Here is a 22,141-nt window from a genome sequence, read left to right on the forward strand (position 1 = left end):
GGAGGTCTTATTCGGGTTTCCATCAGGGGTGCCCATCTGCAGGGTAGGTGAATGTTGCGCTGCGGTAATATCCAAGACCAGCCGGGTTAACCCCCACGTCGCCCCGCGTCACGTTCTGGCTGCAACTAGAAAAACCGATGAACGCCCCCATTCAGCTCACCCATCTTGTGTCCGCGCCTGCGCATGTGCCGCACGAACACGCCCGCATTCGCGAAATTCCGTACAACTACACCTCGTTTTCTGATCGCGAAATCGTGATCCGGTTGCTGGGTGCGCCGGCTTGGGAATTGCTCAACCGCCTGCGCGACGAGCGCCGTACCGGTCGGTCGGCCCGCATGTTGTACGAGGTGCTGGGGGATGTCTGGGTGGTGCAGCGCAATCCCTATTTGCAGGATGATCTGCTGGACAACCCCAAGCGGCGCGTGCTGCTGGTCGAAGCCCTGCACCATCGTCTGGATGAGGTGCAGAAGCGCCGTACCCCTGAGACGGACCCCGAGCGCGATGCCCTGGTCGGCGAATTGCTCAAGGCGGCGGGCCAGGCCGTGCAGGCCTTTGACGCCGCTTTTGTGGAAACCGCAACCTTGCGGCGCAAGACCCAGCGCGCACTGGCCAAACTGACCGCCAAAGACAACATCAAGTTCGATGGTCTCTCAAGGGTGAGCCATGTGACCGACGCCACCGACTGGCGTGTGGAGTACCCCTTTGTGGTGCTGACGCCTGACACGGAAGAAGAGATGGCCGGTCTGGTCAAGGGCTGCATCGACCTGGGGCTGACCATCATCCCCCGGGGCGGCGGCACGGGTTACACCGGTGGTGCGATTCCCCTGACCTGGAAAAGCGTGGTCATCAACACCGAGAAGCTGGAGGCCATGACGGAAGTCGAGATGGTGACGCTGCCGGGCCTGTCCCAGCCTGTGGCCACGGTCTGGACCGAAGCTGGTGTCGTGACCCAGCGCGTGGCCGATGCGGCTGAGCGCGGCGGGTTTGTCTTTGCGGTGGACCCCACTTCCGCGGAAGCTTCCTGCATTGGCGGCAACATCGCCATGAATGCGGGTGGCAAAAAGGCGGTGTTGTGGGGCACGGCGCTGGACAACCTGGCATCGTGGCGGATGGTGACACCGCAAGCCGAATGGCTGGAAGTGACGCGCGTCAATCACAACCTGGGCAAGATTCACGATGCGGAAGTTGCCAGTTTTGAGCTGAAGTATTTCAAGGCCGATGGCAAGTCGCTGTTGCGCACCGAGCGGCTGGACATTCCGGGCAAGACCTTTCGCAAGGAGGGCCTGGGCAAGGACGTCACCGACAAATTCCTGAGCGGCCTGCCGGGCATCCAGAAAGAAGGCTGTGACGGTCTGATCACCAGCGCCCGCTGGGTGGTGCACCGCATGCCGGTGCATACGCGCACCGTCTGCCTGGAATTCTTTGGCAATGCACGCGACGCCGTGCCCAGCATTGTCGAAATCAAGGATTTCATGTTTGCAGAGCAGAAACGCTCGGGCGTGTTGCTGGCGGGGCTGGAGCATCTGGACGACCGCTACCTGAAAGCGGTGGGTTACGCCACCAAATCCAAACGCGGTGGGTTACCCAAGATGGTGCTGTTTGGTGACATTGCCGGCGACGACGCCGATGCCGTGGCACGCGCCACCTCCGAAGTGGTGCGTATCGCCAACTCGCGCAGTGGCGAAGGTTTCATTGCCATCAGTCCCGAGGCGCGCAAGAAATTCTGGCTGGACCGCAAGCGTACGGCGGCCATCTCGAAGCACACCAACGCGTTCAAGATCAACGAAGACGTGGTAATTCCCCTGCCGCGCATGGCGGAATACACCGATGGTATTGAGCGCATCAACATCGAACTGAGCCTGCGCAACAAGATTGCCTTGTGCGATGAGCTTGAGGACTTCTTTGCCAAGGGTGATTTGCCCCTGGGCAAGCACGATGATGCGGATGAAATCCCGTCTGCCGAATTGCTGGAAGACCGCGTGGCACAGGCGCTGGCCCTGATTGGCGACGTGCGCACGCAGTGGCAGGGCTGGCTGCGGGATGTAGACAGCCTGTTCCCCCAATTGCAGGACCACACCCTGCGCGCCAGCTGGAAGACGCAAATCCGCGCGCCACTGCAGAACATCTTTACCGGTGGCGCATTTGAGCCCATTTTGCGTGAATGCAATGCCATCCACCAGCGCGTGCTCAAGGGCCGGGTCTGGGCGGCGCTGCACATGCACGCCGGCGACGGCAACGTGCACACCAACCTGCCGGTGAACAGCGACGATTACGAGATGCTGCAGGCGGCGCACGGCGCGGTCAAACGCATCATGGCGCTGGCGCGCTCATTGAACGGCGTGATCTCGGGCGAACACGGCATTGGCATCACCAAGCTGGAATTCCTGAGCGATGAAGAGCTGCGCCCGTTCACCGAATACAAGGCCAGGGTGGACCCGGAAGGGCGTTTCAACAAAGGCAAGTTGCTACGAAATTCAGAGCTACTAACGCAGGCGGAACGTGGGCTACAGGCCGATTTGACCAATGCCTATACCCCCAGCTTCGGCCTGATGGGGCACGAGTCGCTCATCATGCAGCAAAGCGACATTGGCGCCATTGCCGACAGCGTGAAAGACTGCCTGCGCTGCGGCAAGTGCAAGCCGGTGTGCTCCACCCACGTGCCGCGGGCCAACCTGTTGTACAGCCCGCGCAACAAGATTCTGGCCACCTCCCTGCTGGTGGAGGCTTTTCTGTACGAAGAGCAGACGCGCCGGGGCATCTCGATCCGCCACTGGCAGGAGTTCGAAGATGTGGCCGACCATTGCACGGTGTGCCACAAATGCCTGTCGCCGTGTCCGGTGGACATCGACTTTGGCGATGTCAGCATGAACATGCGCAACCTGTTGCGCAAGATGGGCCAGAAGAGTTTCCGCCCGGCGGGGGCGGCAGCCATGTTCATGCTCAACGCGACCAACCCCGAGACCATCAAGTTCGCGCGTTCGGCCATGGTCAATGTGGCCATGAAGGCGCAGCGCATGGCGCATGACGTCATGAAGGTGATTGCGCGCAAGCAGACCAAGGCGCCGCCCGCGACGGTGGGTACCGCGCCGATCAAGGAACAGATCATCCACTTCGTGAACAAGAAGCTGCCCGGTGGTTTGCCCAAGAAGACTGCCCGCGCCTTGCTCGATATCGAAGACAAGGACTACGTGCCCATCATCCGCGACCCCAAAGCCACGACGGCCGAGACCGAGGCGGTGTTTTACTTCCCCGGCTGCGGCTCGGAGCGTCTCTTCAGCCAGGTGGGGCTGGCGACGCAGGCCATGCTGTGGCACGCCGGCGTGCAAACCGTGTTGCCACCGGGTTACTTGTGCTGTGGCTACCCGCAGCGCGGCTCGGGCCAGTTTGACAAGGCCGAGAAGATGATCACGGACAACCGGGTGTTGTTTCACCGGGTTGCCAACACGCTGAACTACCTGGACATCAAGACCGTGGTGGTGAGCTGCGGCACCTGCTACGACCAGTTGCAGGGTTATGAATTCGAGAAAATCTTCCCCGGCAGCCGCATCATCGATATTCATGAATACCTGCTGGAGAAGGGCATCACGCTGCAGAACGCCGGCTCCTTCCTGTTTCATGATCCCTGCCACAGCCCGATGAAGCTGCAGGAGCCGATCAAGACGGTCAAGGCCCTGCTGGGGGACAACGTGATCCAGTCCGACCGTTGCTGCGGTGAGTCTGGCACGCTGGCGCTGAACCGGCCGGACATCTCGACGCAAGTGCGTTTCCGCAAAGAAGAGGAGATTCGCAAAAACGAAGCTCAGCTACGCGAAAAGGGCGGCTTGGCGCCGAAGGAAAACATCAAGATGTTGACCTCGTGCCCGGCCTGTCTGCAGGGGCTGAGCCGTTTTGGCGACGATCTGAAAAACGGCCTGATGGAAGCGGATTACATCGTCGTCGAGATGGCAAACCAGATTCTGGGCGACCAGTGGATGCCCGATTACGTGAAAAAAGCCAACGCGGGCGGCATCGAGCGTGTGCTGGTGTAAGGCATGACGCAGCCACCTTGCCCCTTGTGCGCATCCCCAGGCGGTGTTGTGGTGTTTCAGGGTGAGAAATTCCGCGTGATCCGGGCGCAAGAGGCCGGTTTCCCGGCCTTCTACCGCGTGGTCTGGACAGCGCATGTCGCCGAGTTTTCGGACCTCAGTGTGGCGGACCGAAGCCTGTGCATGGCGGCGGTGAACGTGCTTGAATTGGCGTTGCGCGCGCATCTGCAACCCACCAAGATCAACCTGGCGGCCCTGGGCAATGTGGTGCCGCATCTGCACTGGCATGTGATTGCCCGGTTCGACTGGGACAGCCATTACCCGTCGCCCGTGTGGTGCCCAGCGCAACGGCCGGTCGATTCAGCCGCGCTGGCCGTGATTCAGGGACGCCTGGAGGCCGTGGATATGGTCATCAAAAGCGAGCTGTCTGCGCTGTGCCCGGCTTTGTGATACTTTCGATTCTCTAATACGTGCTCTAAAAAGGTGGTCAATATGGCAGGTTTGCAATCAGGCGCTCCGACGCCGCAGTCCATCACGGTGCACAGCCAGTCCAGAGTGCTGGAGATCAGTTTTACTGATGGCGCCGAATTTCGCATTCCGTTCGAGCTGATGCGCGTCTACTCGCCCTCTGCCGAGGTCCAGGGCCATGGGCCGGGTCAGGAAGTGTTGCAGACCGGCAAGCGGGAAGTGGGCCTGACGGGACTGGAGCCGGTGGGCAACTACGCGGTGCAGCCCTCGTTTTCTGATGGGCATGACACCGGCATTTTTTCCTGGGACTACCTGTACTTTCTGGGCTCCCAGCAGGACAAGCTGTGGGCTGACTACACGGCCCGCTTGGCCGCGGCCGGTGTGGAGCGGGATGCCCCCATGGCCGAGAAGGCCGGGCACGGCTGCGCCAGCCACTGAGTGTTCATTTGCTATTGAATCAGTAGCGCCTTGCGCAATAGCTGCGGGGGCTGAGCCCCGCTTTTCATCATAATCACGACAGACTTCCCGCGGATGCGTGGGTTTGTCAATTTAGCGTGGGTCTTTCACGGCTAGGATAGCAGTCATGAGCACAACACATTTTGGTTATCAATCGGTTGAAGAAACCGAAAAAGCAAAGCACGTGCGTGGCGTGTTTGATTCGGTCGCACCGAAATATGACCTGATGAACGACCTGATGTCGATGGGGCTGCACCGTGCCTGGAAGGCGTTCACGGTGATGGTGGCCAACCTCCATGAGGGCTATCGGGTGCTCGACATCGCGGGCGGTACCGGCGACCTGGCATTGGCTTTCTCCAAGAAAGTTGGGAAAAGCGGGCAGGTGGTGCACACCGACATCAACGAAGCCATGTTGCGCACCGGGCGCGACCGCCTGCTCGATGCCGGCGTTTCATTGCCGACCCTGGTTTGCGATGCCGAAAAATTGCCCTTTCCCGACAATCACTTTGACGTGGTGAGCGTGGCCTTTGGCCTGCGCAACATGACGCACAAGGACGTCGCACTGGCCGAGATGAACCGGGTGCTCAAGCCGGCCGGCAAGTTGCTGGTGCTCGAGTTTTCCAAGGTGGCGCCGCCGCTGGAGAAGGTTTACGACTGGTATTCCTTCAAGGTTTTACCCAAGCTGGGCAAGCTGGTGGCGGGCGACGACGCGAGCTACCGTTACCTGGCGGAGTCCATTCGCATGCACCCGGGGCAGGAAGAGCTCAAAACCCTCATGAAAAATAATGGCTTTGGGCATGTGGATTACCACAACCTGACCGGCGGGCTGGTAGCCTTGCATGTCGGGATCAAGTGTTGAGAAGTGCTGAAACTTGCGATTTCGCGAATAATCCCGATCTAGTAAAGAATCCTTTGGAGTCATCATGAAATTCTGGTCTTTGGTATTGGCGGTATTTTTGGTATTGGCGGGCGTCAATGCCGAGGCGGCGAAACGCATGGGCGGTGGCAAATCCTTTGGCCAGCAATCAGGCAACGTCACACAACGGCAGGCGGCGCCTGCGCAAAGCGCGACCAAACCCGCAGCGCCGGCGACCGCAGCACCTGCCGCCGCCCCCAAGCGGCCTTGGGGAGCGATGCTGGGTGGTCTGGCCGCTGGTCTGGGCTTGGCCTGGCTGGCAAGTTCCCTGGGGATGGGAGAGGGCATGGCTCAATTCATGATGTTTGCCCTGCTGGCGCTGGTGATCATGATGGCCGTGGGCTGGTTCATGCGTTCCCGCAAAGCGGCGCAATCACAGAACGCGGGGAACTCACCGTTCGCATTTCAGGGCGCATCGCCTGCAAGCACCGCACAGGTTCCTGCCAGCTATCGGCCGGAAAACGTCGGCAACGACGCCTCTGCCCGCCCATGGGAGCGCAGCAGCATGGCGTTTGACAGTTCGAAGGCGGCAACTGCGGCCTCCGGTTCGATGATCGGCTCCGGCTTGGGTGGTTCGCAAAGCTGGGGCATTCCGGCTGGTTTTGACACTGAGGGTTTTCTCAAGTCGGCCAAGGCGAATTTCGTCTCACTGCAGGCGGCTTGGGACAAGTCAGACATCAATGCCTTGCGCGTCATGATGACGGACACCATGCTCAAGGAAATCCAGGCGCAACTCGCTGAGCGTGAAGTTCACACAGGTGGACCGGTCAATCTCACCGATGTTGTCATGATCGAGGCGCAGCTTCTGGGTATTGAAGATCTGGGTGACGCCTACATGGCCAGTGTCGAGTTTTCCGGCATGATTCGGGAAGAGCTTTCCGCAGGCCCGAGCCCGTTCCGGGAAGTATGGAACATGACCAAGTCAAAAAGCGGCAACAGCGGCTGGCTGGTGGCCGGAGTGCAGGCACTGCAATAGGCTGCCGGTCAGATTTCCCCGAACGCCCAGGGCGTATCCGGGGAATAAACAGGGAATAAACAGGGAATAATGGGGGCTATGGCAACACAGTCCCCTTTTTCATTGCTGGAAGGCTTTCTTCAAAGCCTTCCCCTTCCGAATATTCAGCCTCCGGCTTGGGCCGTTGATGAGACGCAGCGCCGCATCGTCCTCCTGTTGAATCACATCCTGATCCAGGAGAAGGAAGCGACCAGTCGCCTTGCAAGGCAAAAAGGGCGTGTCGTCCACATGCAGTGGCGTCTCTTTGCCATGACCTTGATTGCAACACCGGCCGGCCTGCTGGATCGGGCGCCGGCCGAGGCGAAGCCGGACCTCACTCTGGCGGTCACCGAGGAGTCGCCATTGGCACTGGCACAGGCCATGCTGCGCGGCGACAAACCCGCTGTGCGGATTGAGGGCGACGTGCAGTTGGCCGCCGAGGTGAACTGGCTGGTCGATCATGTGCGCTGGGATTTGGAAGAAGATCTTTCCCGCGTGATAGGTGATGCGCCGGCCCATGCGCTGGGGCAGGGCGCACGGAGCATGGCGAGTGCGCTGCGTCAGTTCCTGGGAGCGAGCGCGGCGAACGGACCGGCCAAGGCCCAGACATGACGCGTCTGTTTCGCGGTGTCTTCATTGTCTGGGTGGTATTGCGTTTCGGTCTGGATGAGCTATTCCTGACAAGTTTTCAGAAGCCCTGGCTGCGTGTCATCGCGCGTATCGTGTCGATTGGGCGCAACCTTGACGCGCCCCGCGGTCAGCGGATTCGGGAGGCGCTGGAGCGCCTGGGCCCCATCTTTGTGAAGTTCGGCCAGGTGTTGTCGACGCGGCGCGACTTGATGCCGCTGGATATTGCGGACGAACTGGCCCGCCTGCAGGATCGGGTGCCGCCGTTCAGCAGCGACGTGGCCATCGCCACCATCGAACGTGCGTTCCAGAAGAAAGTCGACGACATCTTCGTCTCGTTTGATCGCGAGCCGATTGCCAGTGCCTCGATTGCGCAGGTGCATTTCGCCGTGCTGAAAGACCGGACGGGCGATGCCAGGGAGGTTGCCGTCAAGGTGTTGCGCCCCGGCATGCTGTCGGCCATCGAAAAAGACCTGAGCCTGATGCGCATGATGGCTGGCTGGGTCGAGGGCCTGTCCAACGACGGCAAGCGTCTGAAGCCGCGCGAAGTGGTGGCTGAGTTCGACAAGTACCTGCATGACGAGCTTGATCTGGTGCGTGAGGCGTCGAGCGCGGCGCAACTGCGTCGGAACATGGCCGGGCTTGATCTGGTGCTGATTCCCGAGATGTTCTGGGACTATTGCGCGACGGAAGTCATTGTGATGGAGCGTATGAAGGGCGTCCCCATCAGCCAGGTGGATCGCCTGCGGGAGGCGGGGGTGGATATCCCGAAGCTGGCGCGGGACTGTGTCACCATCTTGTTCACCCAGGTGTTTCGCGATGGTTTTTTCCACGCCGACATGCACCCGGGCAATATTCAGGTCAGCATCGCGCCCGACACGTTTGGCCGTTATATCTCGCTGGATTTCGGTATCGTTGGCACCCTGACCGAGTCAGACAAGGAATATCTGGCCCAGAATTTCACGGCCTTCTTCCGGCGCGACTACAAACGGGTGGCCGAGTTGCACATCGAGTCGGGCTGGGTGCCTGCGGTAACGCGGGTCGATGAGCTTGAGTCGGCGATCCGCTCGGTGTGCGAACCCTACTTTGATCGGCCGCTCAAGGAAATTTCGCTGGGTCTGGTGCTCATGCGCCTGTTTCAGACCTCCCGGCGTTTCTCGGTCGAAATCCAGCCGCAACTGGTGCTGTTGCAGAAGACACTGCTCAACATCGAAGGCCTGGGACGGCAACTGGACCCGGACCTGGACCTCTGGGCGACGGCCAAACCCTTTCTTGAGACCTGGATGATCGATCAGCTGGGTCCCAAAAAGCTCATGGACCAGTTGCGCAACGAGGCGCCACGGTATGCCAAGCTCCTGCCCGAATTGCCGCGGCTTCTGGTGGACTTTCTCCAAAGCAGCAAGTCTCAGTCTGGCCGCGGACTCGATGAGCTTCTGGCTGAACAAAAGCGCACCAACCGTCTGTTGCAGGCGATCATGTATGGCGGCGTCGGATTTGTGCTGGGCCTGGTGGTGATGCAGCTGATTGTCCGTGTCCGGGTTTTTTAGCAGCGTTTCCTGACGGAACCCGCCGGGGTGGCCAACGCTTTATAATGAAAAGCTTTGCTACTTGAAATCCGAGCCTTATTGCCATGCCAATTTACGCCTACAAATGCGAGTCCTGCGGGTTTGCCAAGGACGTGTTGCAGAAAATGTCGGATTCACCGCTGACCGACTGTCCCGCCTGTGGCGCGGCCGCCTTCAAGAAACAGCTCACAGCCGCGGGCTTTCAGCTCAAAGGCTCCGGCTGGTACGCGACCGATTTCAAGGGCGGTGCGACGTCGACCTCCGCTACAGCCCCCAGTTCGGACACCGCGTCGACAAATGCCAGTGACGCCAAGCCGAGTGAGAGCTCGGCTGCAAAACCGGACTCGACCCCTCCATCTGCCTCGGGCGGCTGCGGCGGTTCTTGCGCCTGCCACTGACCCGTCGTCCACGAAACCCTGGAATCCTCGTGCCAATTAAAAAGTACCTGCTCACCGGCCTGCTGGCCTGGCTGCCCCTGGCCCTCACCATCTGGGTGTTGTTGTGGCTGGTAGGGCTGCTTGATGCCATTTTTGGCGGCATTCTGACGGGCCTTTCTGCGTTGACGCCAGGTTCGACCGGCGTCCAGATAGAGCAACTGCGTCTTATTCCTGGGCTGGGTGTGGTTCTGGTTTTTTCAGTACTGCTGGTAACGGGTGCGCTGGTCTCCAATGTGGCGGGGCGCTGGTGGCTCAGCCAGTGGGGCAAGCTGTTCACCAGAATTCCGGTTTTCAAATCCATCTACAACAGCGTGAAGAAAGTGTCCGATACGCTTTTTTCCAGCAATGGCAATGCGTTTCGCACCGCGATGCTGGTCCAGTACCCACGTGCGGGCGTCTGGACCATCGCATTCCAGACCGGCACACCCGGCGGTGAGGTGGCGGGGCATCTGGGACCGGATTTCGTGAGTGTCTATGTGCCCACCACGCCCAATCCGACCAGTGGGTTCTTCCTGATGCTGCCACGTGCTGAAGTCATCGAATTGAAAATGAGCGTGGATGAAGCGCTGACCTATGTGATATCCATGGGATCGGTGGCCCCTTCACCTGCAGTTGGCTTGCCCACCAAATAAGTTTCCCCGAATAATCCCTGTTGATAACCTGTGCCGCCTTCTCAGGCGGGCTTTGAAAGCTGTCTATGGCCATGCGCTCCCACTATTGCGGTCTTGTGACCGAGGCCCTGCTGGGCCAAACCGTCACCCTGTGTGGCTGGGTGAACCGTCGTCGCGACCACGGCGGTGTGATTTTTGTTGATGTGCGTGACCGCGAAGGTTATGTGCAGGTGGTGTGCGACCCGGACCGAGCTGATATGTTCAAGACGGCCGAAGGTATTCGCAACGAGTTCTGCATTCAGGTCAAGGGCCTGGTGCGTGCGCGCCCGGAAGGCACGACCAACGACAGCCTCAAAAGCGGCAAGATCGAGGTGCTGTGCCACGAGTTGACGGTGCTCAACCCGTCGGTCACCCCACCGTTCCAGTTGGACGACGAGAATCTGAGCGAGACCACGCGCCTGACGCACCGGGTGCTGGATCTGCGCCGTCCCTATATGCAGAACAATCTGATGCTGCGCTACCGCGTGTCCATGGAAGTGCGCAAGTTTCTGGATGCCAACGGTTTCATCGACATCGAAACCCCGATGCTGGGCAAGTCCACGCCAGAAGGCGCCCGCGATTATCTGGTGCCCAGCCGCGTCCACGAGGGTCATTTCTTTGCCCTGCCGCAAAGCCCCCAGTTGTTCAAGCAGCTGTTGATGGTGGCCGGTTATGACCGCTACTACCAGATCACCAAGTGTTTCCGCGACGAAGACCTGCGCGCTGATCGCCAGCCCGAATTCACGCAGATTGATATTGAGACTTCGTTCCTGAGTGAGCAGGATATCCGTGACATGTTCCAGGGCATGATCACCACCGTATTCAAGAACACCTTGAACGTTGACCTGGGCGAGTTCCCGGTCATGGCCTACAGCGAAGCCATGCACCGCTACGGCTCCGACAAGCCCGACCTGCGCGTCAACCTTGAGTTCGCTGAACTAACCGACGTCATGACAGATGTGGACTTCAAGGTGTTCGCCGGTGCGGCCACCATGAAGGGTGGCCGTGTGGTTGGCCTGCGCATCCCCGGCGGGGCACGGGAAGCCGGTGGCCTGAGCCGCGGCGAGATTGACGCCTACACCGAGTTCGTCAAGATCTACGGTGCCAAGGGCCTGGCCTACATCAAGGTCAACGAGCTGGCCAAGGGCCGCGACGGTCTGCAAAGCCCGATCGTCAAGAACATCCACGACAAGGCCCTGGCCGAAGTGCTGGCCCGCACGGGCGCGCAGGATGGTGACCTGATCTTCTTTGGCGCCGACAAGGGCAAGGTGGTCAACGATGCGATCGGTGCCTTGCGCATCAAAATTGGACACAGCGAGTTTGGCAAGAAGAACGGCCTGTTCGAGAAAGCCTGGCGTCCGATGTGGGTGGTCGACTTCCCGATGTTCGAGTTTGACGAGGAAGCGCAGCGTTACACCGCGGTGCACCACCCCTTCACCGCGCCCAAGGAAGGCCACGAAGACTGGATGGCCACGGCGCCCGAGAAATGCATTTCCCAGGGCTACGACATGGTGCTCAACGGCTGGGAGATGGGTGGCGGCTCGGTGCGTATCCACCGTGCGGATGTGCAGCAAAAAGTGTTTGACGCCCTGAAAATCACACCGGAAGAAGCGCAGGACAAATTCGGCTTCTTGCTCGATGCCCTGCAGTATGGCGCGCCGCCCCACGGTGGTCTGGCCTTTGGCCTGGACCGCATCGTCACTCTGATGACCGGTGCCGAGTCGATCCGTGACGTGATCGCCTTCCCCAAGACCCAGCGCGCCCAATGTCTGCTGACGAAGGCACCTTCCACCGTAGACGAAAAGCAGTTGCGTGAACTGCACATCAGGTTGCGTCCTGCCGAGCTGACAAAAGCGGTTTGATCAAGTCCTGACCGGGGCTTCAGGCAGAATGAAAGGGCGCTCAAACGGCGCCCTTTTTTATGTCCATGCGTTACAAAATTCCCCAATCCGTACTGGTGGTGATTTACACCCCGGTGCTGGACGTGCTGCTGATCAGGCGGGCCGACGCCACCGACTTCTGGCAATCTGTCACCGGCAGCAAGGATGCGCTGGATGAACCCTTCCATGAAACGGCTGTGCGCGAAGTTCGCGAGGAAACCGGGATTGACTGCGCGACCGGCACACCGCTGCAACAAGGCCTGCTCGACTGGCAGCTTGAAAACGTCTATGACATTTATCCGCGCTGGCAGCACCGCTATGCGCCGGGTGTGACGCGCAACACCGAGCATTTGTTTGGTTTAATGGTGCCGGCCGGGACGCCCGTGTGTTTGAGTCCACGCGAACATACCGCCTACCAGTGGCTGCCTTACCGGCAGGCGGCACTGACCTGTTTCTCACCTTCCAATGCGGAGGCCATATTAATGTTGCCACGACTGGCAACCTCGAAAGTCCAAACATGAATATCGTTCGTGTCGCCACTTACAACATTCACAAGGGCGTGCAAGGTGTTGGGCCGCAGCGTCGGCTGGAAATCCACAACCTCGGTCATGCAGTCGAACAGCTCGATGCCGACATTGTTTGCCTGCAGGAGGTGCGCAAGGTGCACCGGCGCGAGGAGAAGTATTTCACCCAATGGCCAGAGCTGCCTCAGGCCGACTTCCTGGCTCCGGAAGGTTACGAGGCCGTGTATCGCACCAACGCGTTCACCCGGCATGGAGAGCATGGCAATGCCCTGTTGTCGCGCTGGCCAGTGGTGACCCATCAGCATGAAGACATTTCGGACCATCGGTTTGAGCAGCGGGGGTTGCTGCATGTCGAGGTGATGGTGCATGGACAGGCCGTGCACGTGGTGGTCGTTCACCTGGGGTTGATCCGCGCCAGCCGCGCCCGCCAGGTGGCGCAGCTGCAGCGTTTCATCGAGCGCGAAGTGCCGCCAGCGGCGCCGCTGCTCGTGGCGGGAGACTTCAATGACTGGGGTGACCTGGTGCAACGTACGCTGGATGCCACAAAACTGAGCGCATTCAATGGCGGCCGCCATGCCACTTTCCCGGCCCGCATGCCGCTGGTGCAACTGGACTATGTGTACGCCAGAGGCCTGACGCCACTGGGCGTGCATGTTCCGCGTGGTCGCATCTGGTGGCGCATGTCGGACCATTTGCCCATGATTGCCGAGTTCGGCCTCCCGGACTAGACGCGCACCCATGGCGCAACCCCGGCCCGGTCATCAGGTCCAGCTGTTGCAGGGTGGACAGGCGTTCTTCCCGGCGCTGGTGCAAGCCATTGAGCGCAGCGTGCACGAAGTCCGGCTGGAGACCTATATCTTCAGTGTTGCGGCTTCCGGTGAGAGCGTGGCGGTGGCGCTGGAACGCGCCGCTCAGCGCGGGGTGGCGGTGTATCTGGTGATGGATGGTGTCGGCACGCCCAGTCTTCCGCCGGAGTGGGTGACCCGCTTCGATGCGGCCGGTGTCCAGTGGCGGATTTTTCTGCCGCTGGGCCGGATCGGGGTTCTGATTCCCAATCGCTGGCGGCGATTGCACCGAAAACTGTGTGTGGTCGATGGCACGGTGGCATTCTGTGGCGGCATCAACGTGCTGGATGATCTCTATGATCCCAATCACGGCGCTCTGGATGCCCCCCGATTTGACTTCGCCGTGCGCGTGACCGGCCCGCTGGTACAGGCGGTGCATGAGGCGACAGCGCAGTTCTGGTGGCGCTTGCAGGCGGCCAGTACCGCGCGCCAGAGCGATTTTCAGGCCGCCTGGCGCGCCCTGCAGGAAGCCGTCGCGCTGGCGCGGCAAGCCCGCTCGGACGCGGAGACCGACAAGGAAGCAAGGGCTCCAGTCCCCGGCGCCACGGGTCATAACATCAACGCCGATCTGGTACTGCGCGACAACGTGCGCAACCGTTCCCGGATTGAGCGTAGCTACCGCAAAGCCATAGGCGAGGCACAAACCGAGATCATCATTGCCAACGCTTATTTTGTCCCAGGCCGAAAATTGCGCAAAGGGCTGATTCATGCGGCGCAACGGGGCGTGCGGGTGCGATTGCTGCTGCAGGGCCGGTACGAGTATTTCATGCAGTACCACGCGGCCAGGCCTGTGTATGGCGCCCTGCTGGCGGCCGGCGTGGAGATTCATGAGTATGCCGTCAGTTTTCTCCATGCCAAGGTCGCGGTGATCGATGGCCATTGGGCCACGGTGGGTTCCTCCAATCTTGAGCCTTTGAGCTTGCTGCTGGCGCGCGAGGCCAACGTCATCGTCAAGGATTCTCCTTTTGCTCAGGATCTGCGCGCGCGGCTTGAGCACGCCATGGCCCACGGTGGTGTTCGCGTGGACCCTGCCATCTATGCCAACCGGCCGTGGCGCCAGCGCTTTCTGGATCGTGTCGCGTTTGGCGTGATGCGGATCCTGGTGTTCCTGAATGGAAAACGCTATTGATTTAGTAGCTATAAACGCATGATTGACGCGGGCTAATGCCCAAAAACCCTAAAAGTGAAACGCTGGTACCATCGTTCCATGTTAATGAAAAGTCAGAGCACCATGAATCCATCTGATGCCGATGAGGGCACCCCCGTATCCGTGAAAATCCGGGAACGCCTGATGGCGGCGCGCAAGCGCTTCAACGCCAATGACAACATCGCTGACTTTATTGAGCCAGGGGAGTTGGAGAAGCTGCTAGATGAGGTGGAAGACAAGATGAAGGGCGTGCTCAGCAGTCTGGTGATTGACACCGAGCGCGACCACAACACCGACAAGACGGCGCGTCGGGTCGCCAAGATGTATCTCAACGAGGTGTTCCGCGGCCGCTACGTCAGCGGGCCCACCATCACCGAGTTCCCCAACGCCGAACACCTCAATGAGTTGATGATCGTCGGCCCCATCACGGTTCGCAGCGCCTGCAGCCATCATCTGTGTCCGGTCATCGGCCAGATCTGGATCGGTGTGCTGCCCAATGAGCATACGAACGTGATTGGTTTGTCCAAATACGCACGCCTGGCAGAGTGGGTCATGGGCCGACCGCAGATCCAGGAGGAAGCGGTGGTCCAGCTGGCCGACCTGATTCAGCAAAAAACCCAGCCGGACGGCCTGGCCATCGTGATGGAGGCGACTCATTTCTGCATGGGCTGGCGCGGCGTCAAGGACATGGACAGCAAGATGATCAATTCGGTCATGCGCGGCAGCTTCCTCAAGGATCCCAATCTGCGCCGTGAATTCCTGTCGCTTATTCCGAAGAAAGGCTGATCATGTTGGTACGTTTGCTTTATGCCAGCCGTGCAATCGACACCAGTCCCGAGGCCATCGAGGCGATCCTGGCCCAGTCCCGCGAGCACAACCCGGAGTGCGGCATCACCGGCATTCTCTGTTATGGCGGCGGGATTTTCCTGCAGGCCATTGAAGGCGGACGCATGCCGGTGAGCGAACTGTATGGCCATATCCAGCGGGATCCCCGCCACAAGGATGTGGTGCTGCTGCACTACGAAGAAGTACCCGAGCGCCGATTTGGTGGCTGGACCATGGGGCAGGTCAACATGTCCAAGATCAATACCTCCATCTTGCTCAAGTACGCCGAAAAGCCGGAGCTCGACCCCTACTCGGTGTCGGGCAGCGTGTCCCTGGCGTTGCTGGAAGAGCTGATGGCAACGGCGTGCATCATCGGCCGCGCCTGAGCGCTTGACGGCTTCCCCGATCCAGCGCGATCCGTGGCGTGGCGACCCTGCGGTTGCCCCGGCACTGGTAGGTTGTGACTTCTCAAGCAGTCCCTCGCGCAAAAAACCGATTGTTCTGGCGCTGGGCTTCTCCCAAGGCGGGCGTGTGCAGCTGTCGAAGCTGGAGCGACTCGAATCGCTGGACGCATTCTCCCAGTGGTTGCAGCAACCACTGCACTGGGTGGGCGGTTTTGACCTCCCGTTCGGCCTGCCCCGTGAACTGGTCGAGACACTGGGCTGGCCGGGGCAATGGGAAGCCTGTATCCGTCATTACGCGACGCTGAGCCGCGAACAGATCCGCGCTACGTTTGCCGCGTTCTGCGATGCCCGACCGGTGGGCGGCAAATTTGCCCACCGGGCGACCGACCTTCCCGCCGGGTCCAGCCCCTCGATGAAATGGGTCAACCCACCCGTGGCGTACATGCTGCATGCCGGCGTGCCACGGTTGCTGGCGGCGGGGGTGCAACTGCCTGGCCTGCATGCAGGCGATCCGCACGATGTGGATGGAACGACAGGTCACGCGCGCCGGGTTGCCTTGGAAGCCTATCCGGGTTTACTGGCGCGGGAACTGCTGGGCAAACGCAGCTACAAGAGCGATGACTCGGCCCGGCAGACGCCGGAGCGCCTGATTGCCCGCAAAGACCTGATCACGGCGCTGGAGCACGGGCAGACCCGTCTGGGTCTGCGGCTCAAGCTGACGCATGCGCAGCGGGACGTATTGGCGGACGATGCCAGCGGTGATTCACTGGACGCGGTGCTGTGTCTGGTCCAGGCGGCCTGGGCCCAAGCCCGGCAGGCGCAAGGCGCTGTCCGCTATGGGTTACCCGCAGACATGGACCCGCTGGAAGGCTGGATCATCACCGCGTGATCGGATCGGCCTTATGCCGTCTGTTTGATGACCGTGTCTTCCAGTTTGACGGCCAACTGGGAGATTGCCAGGGCGGCCGGACAACCGGGGGTCGATTGAATCAATAACTGGCGCCGCATGATCGCCTGACGTACCGAGGGGTCGGACGGAATGTCGCCCATATGGATCAGGCGAATTGGCCGTCCCGGTTCAGTGGTCACAAAGCGGTCCAGCACCTGCTGCAATTGCGTCGTAATGGCCCGACCATCGCCCAATCGGGCCGTCTGGTTGATCACCATGCGAATATTTTGCCGCTTTTGCTGGCCCACCAGCACCTTGATGGTGGCGTAGGCATCGGTCAGCGAAGTGGGTTCGGGGGTGGCAACCACCAAGACCTCAGAGGCAAGGGAGACCGCAAAGAGGACGACGTCAGAAATGCCGGCGCCTGTGTCCAGCAAAACGATGTCGTAATGCGGCATCAGTCCACTGATGATGCGAAGGAAGTCATCGCGAACTTCGGGCGTCAGGCGTGAATACTCCACCATGCCGGAGCCTGCCAGCAAGACCGAAAAACCGCCCGGAGCCCGAACGATGGCTTCTTCGAGTTTGGCTTTCCCGGTGAACACATCATGCAGGGTGATCTTGGGGTACAGGTTGAGCACCACATCCAGGTTGGCCAGTCCCAGGTCGGCGTCCAGCACCAGAACACGATGCCCGCGTTTGGCCAGAGCTGCTGCCAGATTGGCCGAGACGAAGGTCTTGCCGACACCACCTTTGCCACTGGTGACCGCGAGCACTTTGCCAAGCGGTTTGAGGGGCACCGCGGTGGTGGCCACATTGTCTTGTGGCGGATTCAGGACATCGCTCATTCTCAGTTCACCCTATTCATTGCGCCGCCTGCTGTAACACCCGATGCGTCATTGGGAACACTTGTGATCCACGCTGGATCACCCATTGAGAGATGGCCGAACAACAGACTTTTTTCTTCTGCACTCACGGACAGCACCGGCGGCCGGTCGATGCATACCCGGTTGCGTCCCTCGGCCTTGGCCCGATAGAGTTCGATATCAGCCCGATCAGTCCACAACGCGGTCGTAGAACGGATCCATTCGGGGGCATAGGCGCCGCCAATACTGACGGTCACCTGGATGCTGACCAGCGGTGCGACGGAAATGGAGAGATTGCCCACCGCTTCGCGGATTCGTTCTGCCACGATCTTCCCGTATGAAGCCGGGCAGTTTGGCAGTATCGCGGCGAATTCCTCGCCACCGTAGCGTGCCACGGTATCCATCGGGCGCACACAGCTCGCCAGGCACCTGGCAACAGCCTGAAGCACATGATCTCCGGCCAAGTGGCCGTAAGTGTCATTGACCTTCTTGAAATGATCGATGTCCAGCATCAGCAGCAACGCGGACTCACCCGAACGGGCCACCACGTCAATTTCGCGGCTCAACACGTTGCGAAAATGGCGCCGATTGGCCAGGCCTGTCAGCGGGTCTTTCAGGGACAGTTCGCACAGGTTGTCAATGACGCTTTGCAGGTAGGCGACGGGAGATTCTTCTGGATCCGGGAGGCTGCTTGCGGGGTCATGCTCCAGCAGCGCACGTGCATCGTCCAAGCGCAAATCACTCAGATTGATCATGGAGGAGACAGTCTCGGAAGTCACAGAATATGGAATATTGGACAATTTGAGTCTAACAGGAACGTTTTTGGTCTGCGATGGGAAATCCATGGTTTTCCCCGTACTCATCAGCGTCACATAAGCTTCTACGGCACAAACGGCTTGTGCATCGGTGCGGCCGGTTGTGCGCTGGCAGCGATATGCTTCCTCCAACGATTTTCGGAGCACGACCCCCATGATTCTCAGATTCTTTTTGCTTGCTGGATTTCTGGTCGCAGGCAATGGCCACGCGAAAGGGCCGTTTGCCGGAGAAGTCTCCTTTGTTTCGGATGGCGACACACTCTGGGTGCAGCCGGAGGCTGGTGGACCGCCGCGCAAGCTGCGCATTGATGGTATTGACGCCCCCGAGATCTGCCAGACCGGTGGCGTAGCGTCGCGCGAGGTGCTGGCGCAGCATGCGTTGCACAAGCGTGTATCGGTGTCCGTGCGGCGCTACGACAGCTATGGCCGGGGACTGGCGCGCATCCAGCTCGAGGATGACGATCTGGGCGCGCGGATGGTACGGGCAGGGCAGGCTTGGTCGTATCGCTGGCGCCGCAATCCCGGCCCCTACGCTGCAGAAGAGGCCGTTGCGCGCCAAAGCCGGCGCGGGTTGTTCGCGACCAACGACCCGCCTGAGTTGCCGCGCAGTTTTCGCCAACGTCACGGCCCGTGCCATGCGGTGAGGTGATGATGGCGACGCGTCAGTGCGACACGCCGCAGACGGTACACCCGGCCTGGCGCCCGATACGCATCTCGGTGAATTCCATGGCGCGGCCATCGAGCATCAGCAGCCGGCCCGTCAGTGGGCGACCGGCACCACTGAGCAGCTTGAGCGCCTCAGCTGCCTGCATGGAGCCGATGATGCCGACCAGTGGCGCGAAGACGCCCATCGTGGCGCAGCGGGTTTCTTCGAAGGTGGTGTCGGCCGGAAACACGCAGGCGTAACAAGGGGAAAGCGCATCGCGTGGGTCAAAAACACAGACCTGGGCATCAAAGCGAATGGCGGCGCCAGAGACCAGCGGTTTGCGGTGTTTCACGCAGGCTGCGTTGATCGCATGGCGCGTGGCGAAGTTGTCGCAACAGTCCAGTACCACATCCGCCTGCGCCACCAGCGTGTCGAGCAGCGCAGCGTCGGCACGTGCCACGATGGGCGTGACCTGCACTTCCGGATTGATGGCACCAATGGCCGTTTGTGCTGACTCAACCTTGGGTCGACCGACACGGCCCATGGTGTGGGCAATTTGCCTCTGCAAATTGGTCATGTCCACGGTGTCGTGGTCGATGACGGTGATGTGGCCGACGCCCGAAGACCCCAAGTACAGCGCGACGGGCGACCCTAGACCACCAGCGCCCACAATCAGGGCATGGCTGCCCAAGATGCGCTCTTGGCCTTCAATCCCGATTTCATTGAGCAGGATATGGCGCGAATAGCGCAGAAGCTGGTCGTCCGTCATGTCGGCTTCTAGTCTTCTTTCTTCTCTTCCTTGCGTTCAACCGTGGTCTTGCTGGCGATGACGGTACGGCCTTTGAGCTGGTTGAGGGCCTGATTCAACTGGAAGTCCTTCTCGGACCCATACTCCGGGATCTTGCGCTCTGCCTGTGGCTTCTTGAGCTCTTCCTCCAGCTTCTTGAGGGCCTCTTCCCGAGCCTTTTCAGCAACAGGATCTTTCTTTTCAGCGCCCTGGCCATTGCTCAGGTGCTTTTCCAGATCGGCCTCGCGGGTGCGCAGTGCGGCAAACAAATTGCCTTCCTCACTCTCATCCACCATCACATCGGGCACGATCCCCTTGGCCTGGATGGACTTGCCGCTTGGCGTGTAGTAACGACTGGTGGTGAGCTTCAGGGCCGCGGTTGGGCAATTGTCCATGCGGAATGAAGGATCCAGGCAAACCGCGGTCTGCACCGAGCCCTTGCCAAAAGTCTGATTGCCCAGAACCGTGGCGCGCTTGTGGTCTTGCAGCGCGCCCGCCACGATTTCGCTGGCTGAGGCAGAACCTTCGTTGACCAGTACCACCAGGGGCACGGTCTTCAGCGCGCCTTTGGTCACTTCGTGTAGCCGCTTCAGGGGATCGGCACCACCGCGGCGCTGGTAGAACTCGGGGGCCGCCTTGTAGGTGAACTTGCTTTCGGGCAACTGGCCGTTGGCCGACACCACGGTGACGTTCTCCGGCAAAAATGCCGCCGATACCGCCACGGCGGCGTCCAGGTAGCCACCGGGATCGTTGCGCAGGTCCAGCACCAGCCCCTTGACTTGGGGTTCCTGCTTGTAGATGTCTTCGACTTTGCGCGCGAAGTCTTCCACCGTGCGTTCCTGGAACTGACTCAGGCGAATCCAGGCGTAGCCCGGCTCAATCACCTTGCTCCGCACAGACTGGGTGCGGATCTCTTCGCGTGTGATTGTGACCGGGAAGGTTCGGTTCTCGGACTTGCGCAAGATGGTGAGAATCACCTTCGTATTGGGTTCGCCACGCATGCGCTTGACGCCTTCACTGAGTGCCAAGCCCTTCACTGGGGTGTCGCCGATCTTGATGATCAAGTCGTTGGGCTTGATGCCGGCCCGAAAAGCGGGCGAGCCCTCGATTGGCGATACGACCTTGATCAGACCCTCTTCCTGGGAAATTTCGATGCCGACGCCGACAAATTTGCCGGTCGTGCCTTCGTTGAATTCCTTCAGTGCTTTTTTATCGAGGTACTGCGAATGCGGGTCAAGACTGGACACCATGCCGACGATGGCGTCGGTAATGAGTTTCTTGTCGTCGACCGGCTCGACATAGTTGCTCTTGACCATGCCAAACACCGCAGCCAACTGCTGCAGCTCCTCCAGCGGCAACGGCGCCAGCGTGCCACGCGCCACCGTCTGCAGTGAAACAGTGGTCAACGCGCCAGCGACGATGCCTAACGAAATCCAGCCTGTAATTTTCAGTTTTTGACCCATAAATATTCCTGTTCCAACTCAATATACACGGTTGGAGGCTGATCAGATGGGGTGGTTCCCCATTTACTCAAGCTTTACCCTGAGATGCCACCGCAGCCGCCGCTTTGGCAGCTGCCTCGGCGTCGCCCAGGTAGTAATGGCGGATTGGTTTGAGCTCGTCGTCCAGCTCGTACACCAGCGGAATGCCGTTGGGGATGTTCAAGCCCACGATGTCGTCGTCCGAAATGTTGTCCAGGTATTTCACCAGCGCCCGGATGGAGTTGCCGTGCGCCGCCACCACCACCCGTTTGCCGGCCTTGAGCGCCGGCGCCAGGGCCTCGTTCCAGAACGGCATGACCCGCGCCACCGTGTCTTTCAGGCATTCGGTCAGCGGGACCTGTTCCGGCTGCAGCCTGGCATAACGCAAATCGCCACGTTCGCAGCGCGGGTCGGTCGGCTCCAGTGCGGGCGGCGGGATGTCATAGCTGCGTCGCCATGCCAGCACCTGCGCGTCGCCATATTTCTTGGCCGTCTCCGCTTTGTTGAGGCCCTGCAAGGCGCCATAGTGGCGCTCGTTTAGCCGCCAGCTGTTGACCACCGGCAGCCAGGTGCGGTCCATCTCGTCCAGCACGTGCCACAGGGTGCGGGTGGCGCGTTTGAGAACGCTGGTGTAAGCCACATCAAATTCGTAGTTTTCCGCCTTGAGCAGGCGCCCGGCGTTTTTGGCCTGCTCAATGCCGGTGGGCGTCAGGTCGACGTCGGTCCAGCCGGTAAAACGGTTGTCAAGGTTCCAAGTGGATTCGCCGTGGCGGATGAGAACTAGTTTGTGCATTGTGTTTTTCAGGGTCAAAAGCCATCGCGATGGCAATAACAGAGGTCGGGGTCGGGGTAAAACCGCCAATCGAATGCGCGGAGAACCCCCGCATTCTAAAA

22 protein-coding genes are annotated in these 22,141 nt (G+C 60.3%); 17 read left to right on the forward strand and 5 right to left on the reverse strand.

What is annotated here, in order from left to right; translation table 11 throughout:
• Positions 1-137 precede the first annotated feature (137 nt).
• The 16 genes from Q7T10_RS08760 to Q7T10_RS08835 all read left to right on the forward strand — a co-directional run bounded on the left by Q7T10_RS08760 (position 138) and on the right by Q7T10_RS08835 (position 16,652).
• A complete protein-coding gene (locus tag Q7T10_RS08760; RefSeq protein WP_304747514.1) occupies positions 138-4,028 on the forward strand; it encodes an FAD/FMN-binding oxidoreductase in 3,891 nt (1,296 codons plus the stop codon).
• Between the two features lie 3 nt (positions 4,029-4,031).
• On the forward strand, positions 4,032-4,475 hold the full coding sequence (locus Q7T10_RS08765; RefSeq protein WP_304747515.1) for an HIT family protein: 444 nt from the start codon (positions 4,032-4,034) through the stop codon (positions 4,473-4,475).
• A gap of 42 nt (positions 4,476-4,517) precedes the next feature.
• The gene (locus Q7T10_RS08770) at positions 4,518-4,931 is read left to right on the forward strand and encodes a DUF971 domain-containing protein (protein ID WP_304747516.1); all 414 of its coding nucleotides are present in this window, start codon (positions 4,518-4,520) and stop codon (positions 4,929-4,931) included.
• Positions 4,932-5,076: 145 nt separating this feature from the next.
• Positions 5,077-5,808, forward strand: a complete 732-nt coding sequence (gene ubiE, locus Q7T10_RS08775) for a bifunctional demethylmenaquinone methyltransferase/2-methoxy-6-polyprenyl-1,4-benzoquinol methylase UbiE (protein WP_304747517.1) — start codon at positions 5,077-5,079, stop codon at positions 5,806-5,808.
• A 64-nt stretch (positions 5,809-5,872) separates the two neighbouring features.
• Positions 5,873-6,841, forward strand: coding sequence for a Tim44 domain-containing protein (locus tag Q7T10_RS08780; protein ID WP_304747518.1), 969 nt, complete (start codon positions 5,873-5,875; stop codon positions 6,839-6,841).
• Between the two features lie 78 nt (positions 6,842-6,919).
• Complete coding sequence (locus tag Q7T10_RS08785) at positions 6,920-7,471, forward strand: hypothetical protein (protein ID WP_304747519.1); 552 nt, start codon at positions 6,920-6,922, stop codon at positions 7,469-7,471.
• The gene (gene ubiB / locus Q7T10_RS08790; RefSeq protein ID WP_304747520.1) at positions 7,468-9,033 is read left to right on the forward strand and encodes a ubiquinone biosynthesis regulatory protein kinase UbiB; all 1,566 of its coding nucleotides are present in this window, start codon (positions 7,468-7,470) and stop codon (positions 9,031-9,033) included. The genes Q7T10_RS08785 and ubiB overlap by 4 nt, the downstream gene beginning before the upstream one ends.
• 83 nt (positions 9,034-9,116) lie before the next feature.
• Positions 9,117-9,449 carry an FmdB family zinc ribbon protein gene (locus Q7T10_RS08795; protein ID WP_304747521.1) on the forward strand — a complete coding sequence of 111 codons (333 nt, stop codon included), beginning with the start codon at positions 9,117-9,119 and terminating at the stop codon, positions 9,447-9,449.
• 35 nt (positions 9,450-9,484) lie between these two features.
• On the forward strand, positions 9,485-10,120 hold the full coding sequence (locus tag Q7T10_RS08800) for a DUF502 domain-containing protein (protein WP_304747554.1): 636 nt from the start codon (positions 9,485-9,487) through the stop codon (positions 10,118-10,120).
• A 65-nt stretch (positions 10,121-10,185) separates the two neighbouring features.
• On the forward strand, positions 10,186-12,000 hold the full coding sequence (gene aspS / locus Q7T10_RS08805) for an aspartate--tRNA ligase (RefSeq protein WP_304747522.1): 1,815 nt from the start codon (positions 10,186-10,188) through the stop codon (positions 11,998-12,000).
• Positions 12,001-12,059: 59 nt separating this feature from the next.
• Positions 12,060-12,539 carry a dihydroneopterin triphosphate diphosphatase gene (gene nudB, locus Q7T10_RS08810; protein ID WP_304747523.1) on the forward strand — a complete coding sequence of 160 codons (480 nt, stop codon included), beginning with the start codon at positions 12,060-12,062 and terminating at the stop codon, positions 12,537-12,539.
• Positions 12,536-13,270, forward strand: a complete 735-nt coding sequence (locus tag Q7T10_RS08815; RefSeq protein WP_304747524.1) for an endonuclease/exonuclease/phosphatase family protein — start codon at positions 12,536-12,538, stop codon at positions 13,268-13,270. The genes nudB and Q7T10_RS08815 overlap by 4 nt, the downstream gene beginning before the upstream one ends.
• 10 nt (positions 13,271-13,280) lie before the next feature.
• Positions 13,281-14,516: a cardiolipin synthase ClsB gene (gene clsB / locus Q7T10_RS08820; protein WP_304747525.1), complete on the forward strand. Its 1,236-nt coding sequence runs from the start codon at positions 13,281-13,283 to the stop codon at positions 14,514-14,516.
• A gap of 102 nt (positions 14,517-14,618) precedes the next feature.
• Positions 14,619-15,320 (forward strand): GTP cyclohydrolase I, encoded by a 702-nt coding sequence (gene folE, locus Q7T10_RS08825; protein WP_304747526.1) that lies wholly within the window; start codon positions 14,619-14,621, stop codon positions 15,318-15,320.
• A gap of 2 nt (positions 15,321-15,322) precedes the next feature.
• Positions 15,323-15,745 carry a BLUF domain-containing protein gene (locus Q7T10_RS08830; RefSeq protein ID WP_304747527.1) on the forward strand — a complete coding sequence of 141 codons (423 nt, stop codon included), beginning with the start codon at positions 15,323-15,325 and terminating at the stop codon, positions 15,743-15,745.
• 4 nt (positions 15,746-15,749) lie between these two features.
• Positions 15,750-16,652, forward strand: a complete 903-nt coding sequence (locus tag Q7T10_RS08835) for a DUF429 domain-containing protein (protein ID WP_304747528.1) — start codon at positions 15,750-15,752, stop codon at positions 16,650-16,652.
• Positions 16,653-16,663: 11 nt separating this feature from the next.
• Here the strand turns inward: Q7T10_RS08835 and Q7T10_RS08840 are convergent, their stop codons facing one another.
• Positions 16,664-17,500, reverse strand: coding sequence for a MinD/ParA family protein (locus tag Q7T10_RS08840; protein WP_304747529.1), 837 nt, complete (start codon positions 17,498-17,500; stop codon positions 16,664-16,666).
• A 2-nt stretch (positions 17,501-17,502) separates the two neighbouring features.
• Positions 17,503-18,273 carry a GGDEF domain-containing protein gene (locus Q7T10_RS08845; RefSeq protein ID WP_304747555.1) on the reverse strand — a complete coding sequence of 257 codons (771 nt, stop codon included), beginning with the start codon at positions 18,271-18,273 and terminating at the stop codon, positions 17,503-17,505.
• A 214-nt stretch (positions 18,274-18,487) separates the two neighbouring features.
• Here Q7T10_RS08845 and Q7T10_RS08850 point away from each other — a divergent pair, with 214 nt between their 5' ends.
• Complete coding sequence (locus Q7T10_RS08850; protein WP_304747530.1) at positions 18,488-18,982, forward strand: thermonuclease family protein; 495 nt, start codon at positions 18,488-18,490, stop codon at positions 18,980-18,982.
• 13 nt (positions 18,983-18,995) lie between these two features.
• Here Q7T10_RS08850 and Q7T10_RS08855 read toward each other — a convergent pair whose 3' ends face one another.
• The 3 genes from Q7T10_RS08855 to gpmA all read right to left on the reverse strand — a co-directional run bounded on the left by Q7T10_RS08855 (position 18,996) and on the right by gpmA (position 22,040).
• A complete protein-coding gene (locus Q7T10_RS08855; RefSeq protein WP_304747531.1) occupies positions 18,996-19,748 on the reverse strand; it encodes a HesA/MoeB/ThiF family protein in 753 nt (250 codons plus the stop codon).
• A gap of 8 nt (positions 19,749-19,756) precedes the next feature.
• Entirely contained in the window at positions 19,757-21,229 is a 1,473-nt protein-coding gene (locus Q7T10_RS08860) for a S41 family peptidase (RefSeq protein ID WP_304747532.1), read from the reverse strand.
• Between the two features lie 67 nt (positions 21,230-21,296).
• Positions 21,297-22,040: a 2,3-diphosphoglycerate-dependent phosphoglycerate mutase gene (gpmA, locus tag Q7T10_RS08865; protein WP_304747533.1), complete on the reverse strand. Its 744-nt coding sequence runs from the start codon at positions 22,038-22,040 to the stop codon at positions 21,297-21,299.
• Between the last annotated feature and the right edge of the window lie 101 nt (positions 22,041-22,141).

Origin of the sequence: Rhodoferax sp. (assembly GCF_030646845.1) — a bacterium.
In the GTDB taxonomy this organism is placed as follows: Bacteria; Pseudomonadota; Gammaproteobacteria; order Burkholderiales; family Burkholderiaceae_C; genus Rhodoferax.

What these genes read in the sequence shown, in the direction of transcription:
- folE (WP_304747526.1), top strand. Translation starts at nt 14,619, where the DNA reads ATGAATCCATCTGATGCCGATGAGGGCACCCCCGTATCCGTGAAAATC.
- nudB (WP_304747523.1), top strand. Translation starts at nt 12,060, where the DNA reads ATGTCCATGCGTTACAAAATTCCCCAATCCGTACTGGTGGTGATTTAC.
- ubiB (WP_304747520.1), top strand. Translation starts at nt 7,468, where the DNA reads ATGACGCGTCTGTTTCGCGGTGTCTTCATTGTCTGGGTGGTATTGCGT.
- Q7T10_RS08830 (WP_304747527.1), top strand. Translation starts at nt 15,323, where the DNA reads ATGTTGGTACGTTTGCTTTATGCCAGCCGTGCAATCGACACCAGTCCC.
- Q7T10_RS08855 (WP_304747531.1), bottom strand. Translation starts at nt 19,748, where the DNA reads ATGACGGACGACCAGCTTCTGCGCTATTCGCGCCATATCCTGCTCAAT.
- gpmA (WP_304747533.1), bottom strand. Translation starts at nt 22,040, where the DNA reads ATGCACAAACTAGTTCTCATCCGCCACGGCGAATCCACTTGGAACCTT.
- Q7T10_RS08845 (WP_304747555.1), bottom strand. Translation starts at nt 18,273, where the DNA reads ATGATCAATCTGAGTGATTTGCGCTTGGACGATGCACGTGCGCTGCTG.
- ubiE (WP_304747517.1), top strand. Translation starts at nt 5,077, where the DNA reads ATGAGCACAACACATTTTGGTTATCAATCGGTTGAAGAAACCGAAAAA.
- clsB (WP_304747525.1), top strand. Translation starts at nt 13,281, where the DNA reads ATGGCGCAACCCCGGCCCGGTCATCAGGTCCAGCTGTTGCAGGGTGGA.
- Q7T10_RS08850 (WP_304747530.1), top strand. Translation starts at nt 18,488, where the DNA reads ATGATTCTCAGATTCTTTTTGCTTGCTGGATTTCTGGTCGCAGGCAAT.
- Q7T10_RS08795 (WP_304747521.1), top strand. Translation starts at nt 9,117, where the DNA reads ATGCCAATTTACGCCTACAAATGCGAGTCCTGCGGGTTTGCCAAGGAC.
- Q7T10_RS08770 (WP_304747516.1), top strand. Translation starts at nt 4,518, where the DNA reads ATGGCAGGTTTGCAATCAGGCGCTCCGACGCCGCAGTCCATCACGGTG.
- Q7T10_RS08785 (WP_304747519.1), top strand. Translation starts at nt 6,920, where the DNA reads ATGGCAACACAGTCCCCTTTTTCATTGCTGGAAGGCTTTCTTCAAAGC.
- Q7T10_RS08840 (WP_304747529.1), bottom strand. Translation starts at nt 17,500, where the DNA reads ATGAGCGATGTCCTGAATCCGCCACAAGACAATGTGGCCACCACCGCG.
- Q7T10_RS08765 (WP_304747515.1), top strand. Translation starts at nt 4,032, where the DNA reads ATGACGCAGCCACCTTGCCCCTTGTGCGCATCCCCAGGCGGTGTTGTG.
- Q7T10_RS08760 (WP_304747514.1), top strand. Translation starts at nt 138, where the DNA reads ATGAACGCCCCCATTCAGCTCACCCATCTTGTGTCCGCGCCTGCGCAT.
- aspS (WP_304747522.1), top strand. Translation starts at nt 10,186, where the DNA reads ATGGCCATGCGCTCCCACTATTGCGGTCTTGTGACCGAGGCCCTGCTG.
- Q7T10_RS08780 (WP_304747518.1), top strand. Translation starts at nt 5,873, where the DNA reads ATGAAATTCTGGTCTTTGGTATTGGCGGTATTTTTGGTATTGGCGGGC.
- Q7T10_RS08815 (WP_304747524.1), top strand. Translation starts at nt 12,536, where the DNA reads ATGAATATCGTTCGTGTCGCCACTTACAACATTCACAAGGGCGTGCAA.
- Q7T10_RS08860 (WP_304747532.1), bottom strand. Translation starts at nt 21,229, where the DNA reads ATGGGTCAAAAACTGAAAATTACAGGCTGGATTTCGTTAGGCATCGTC.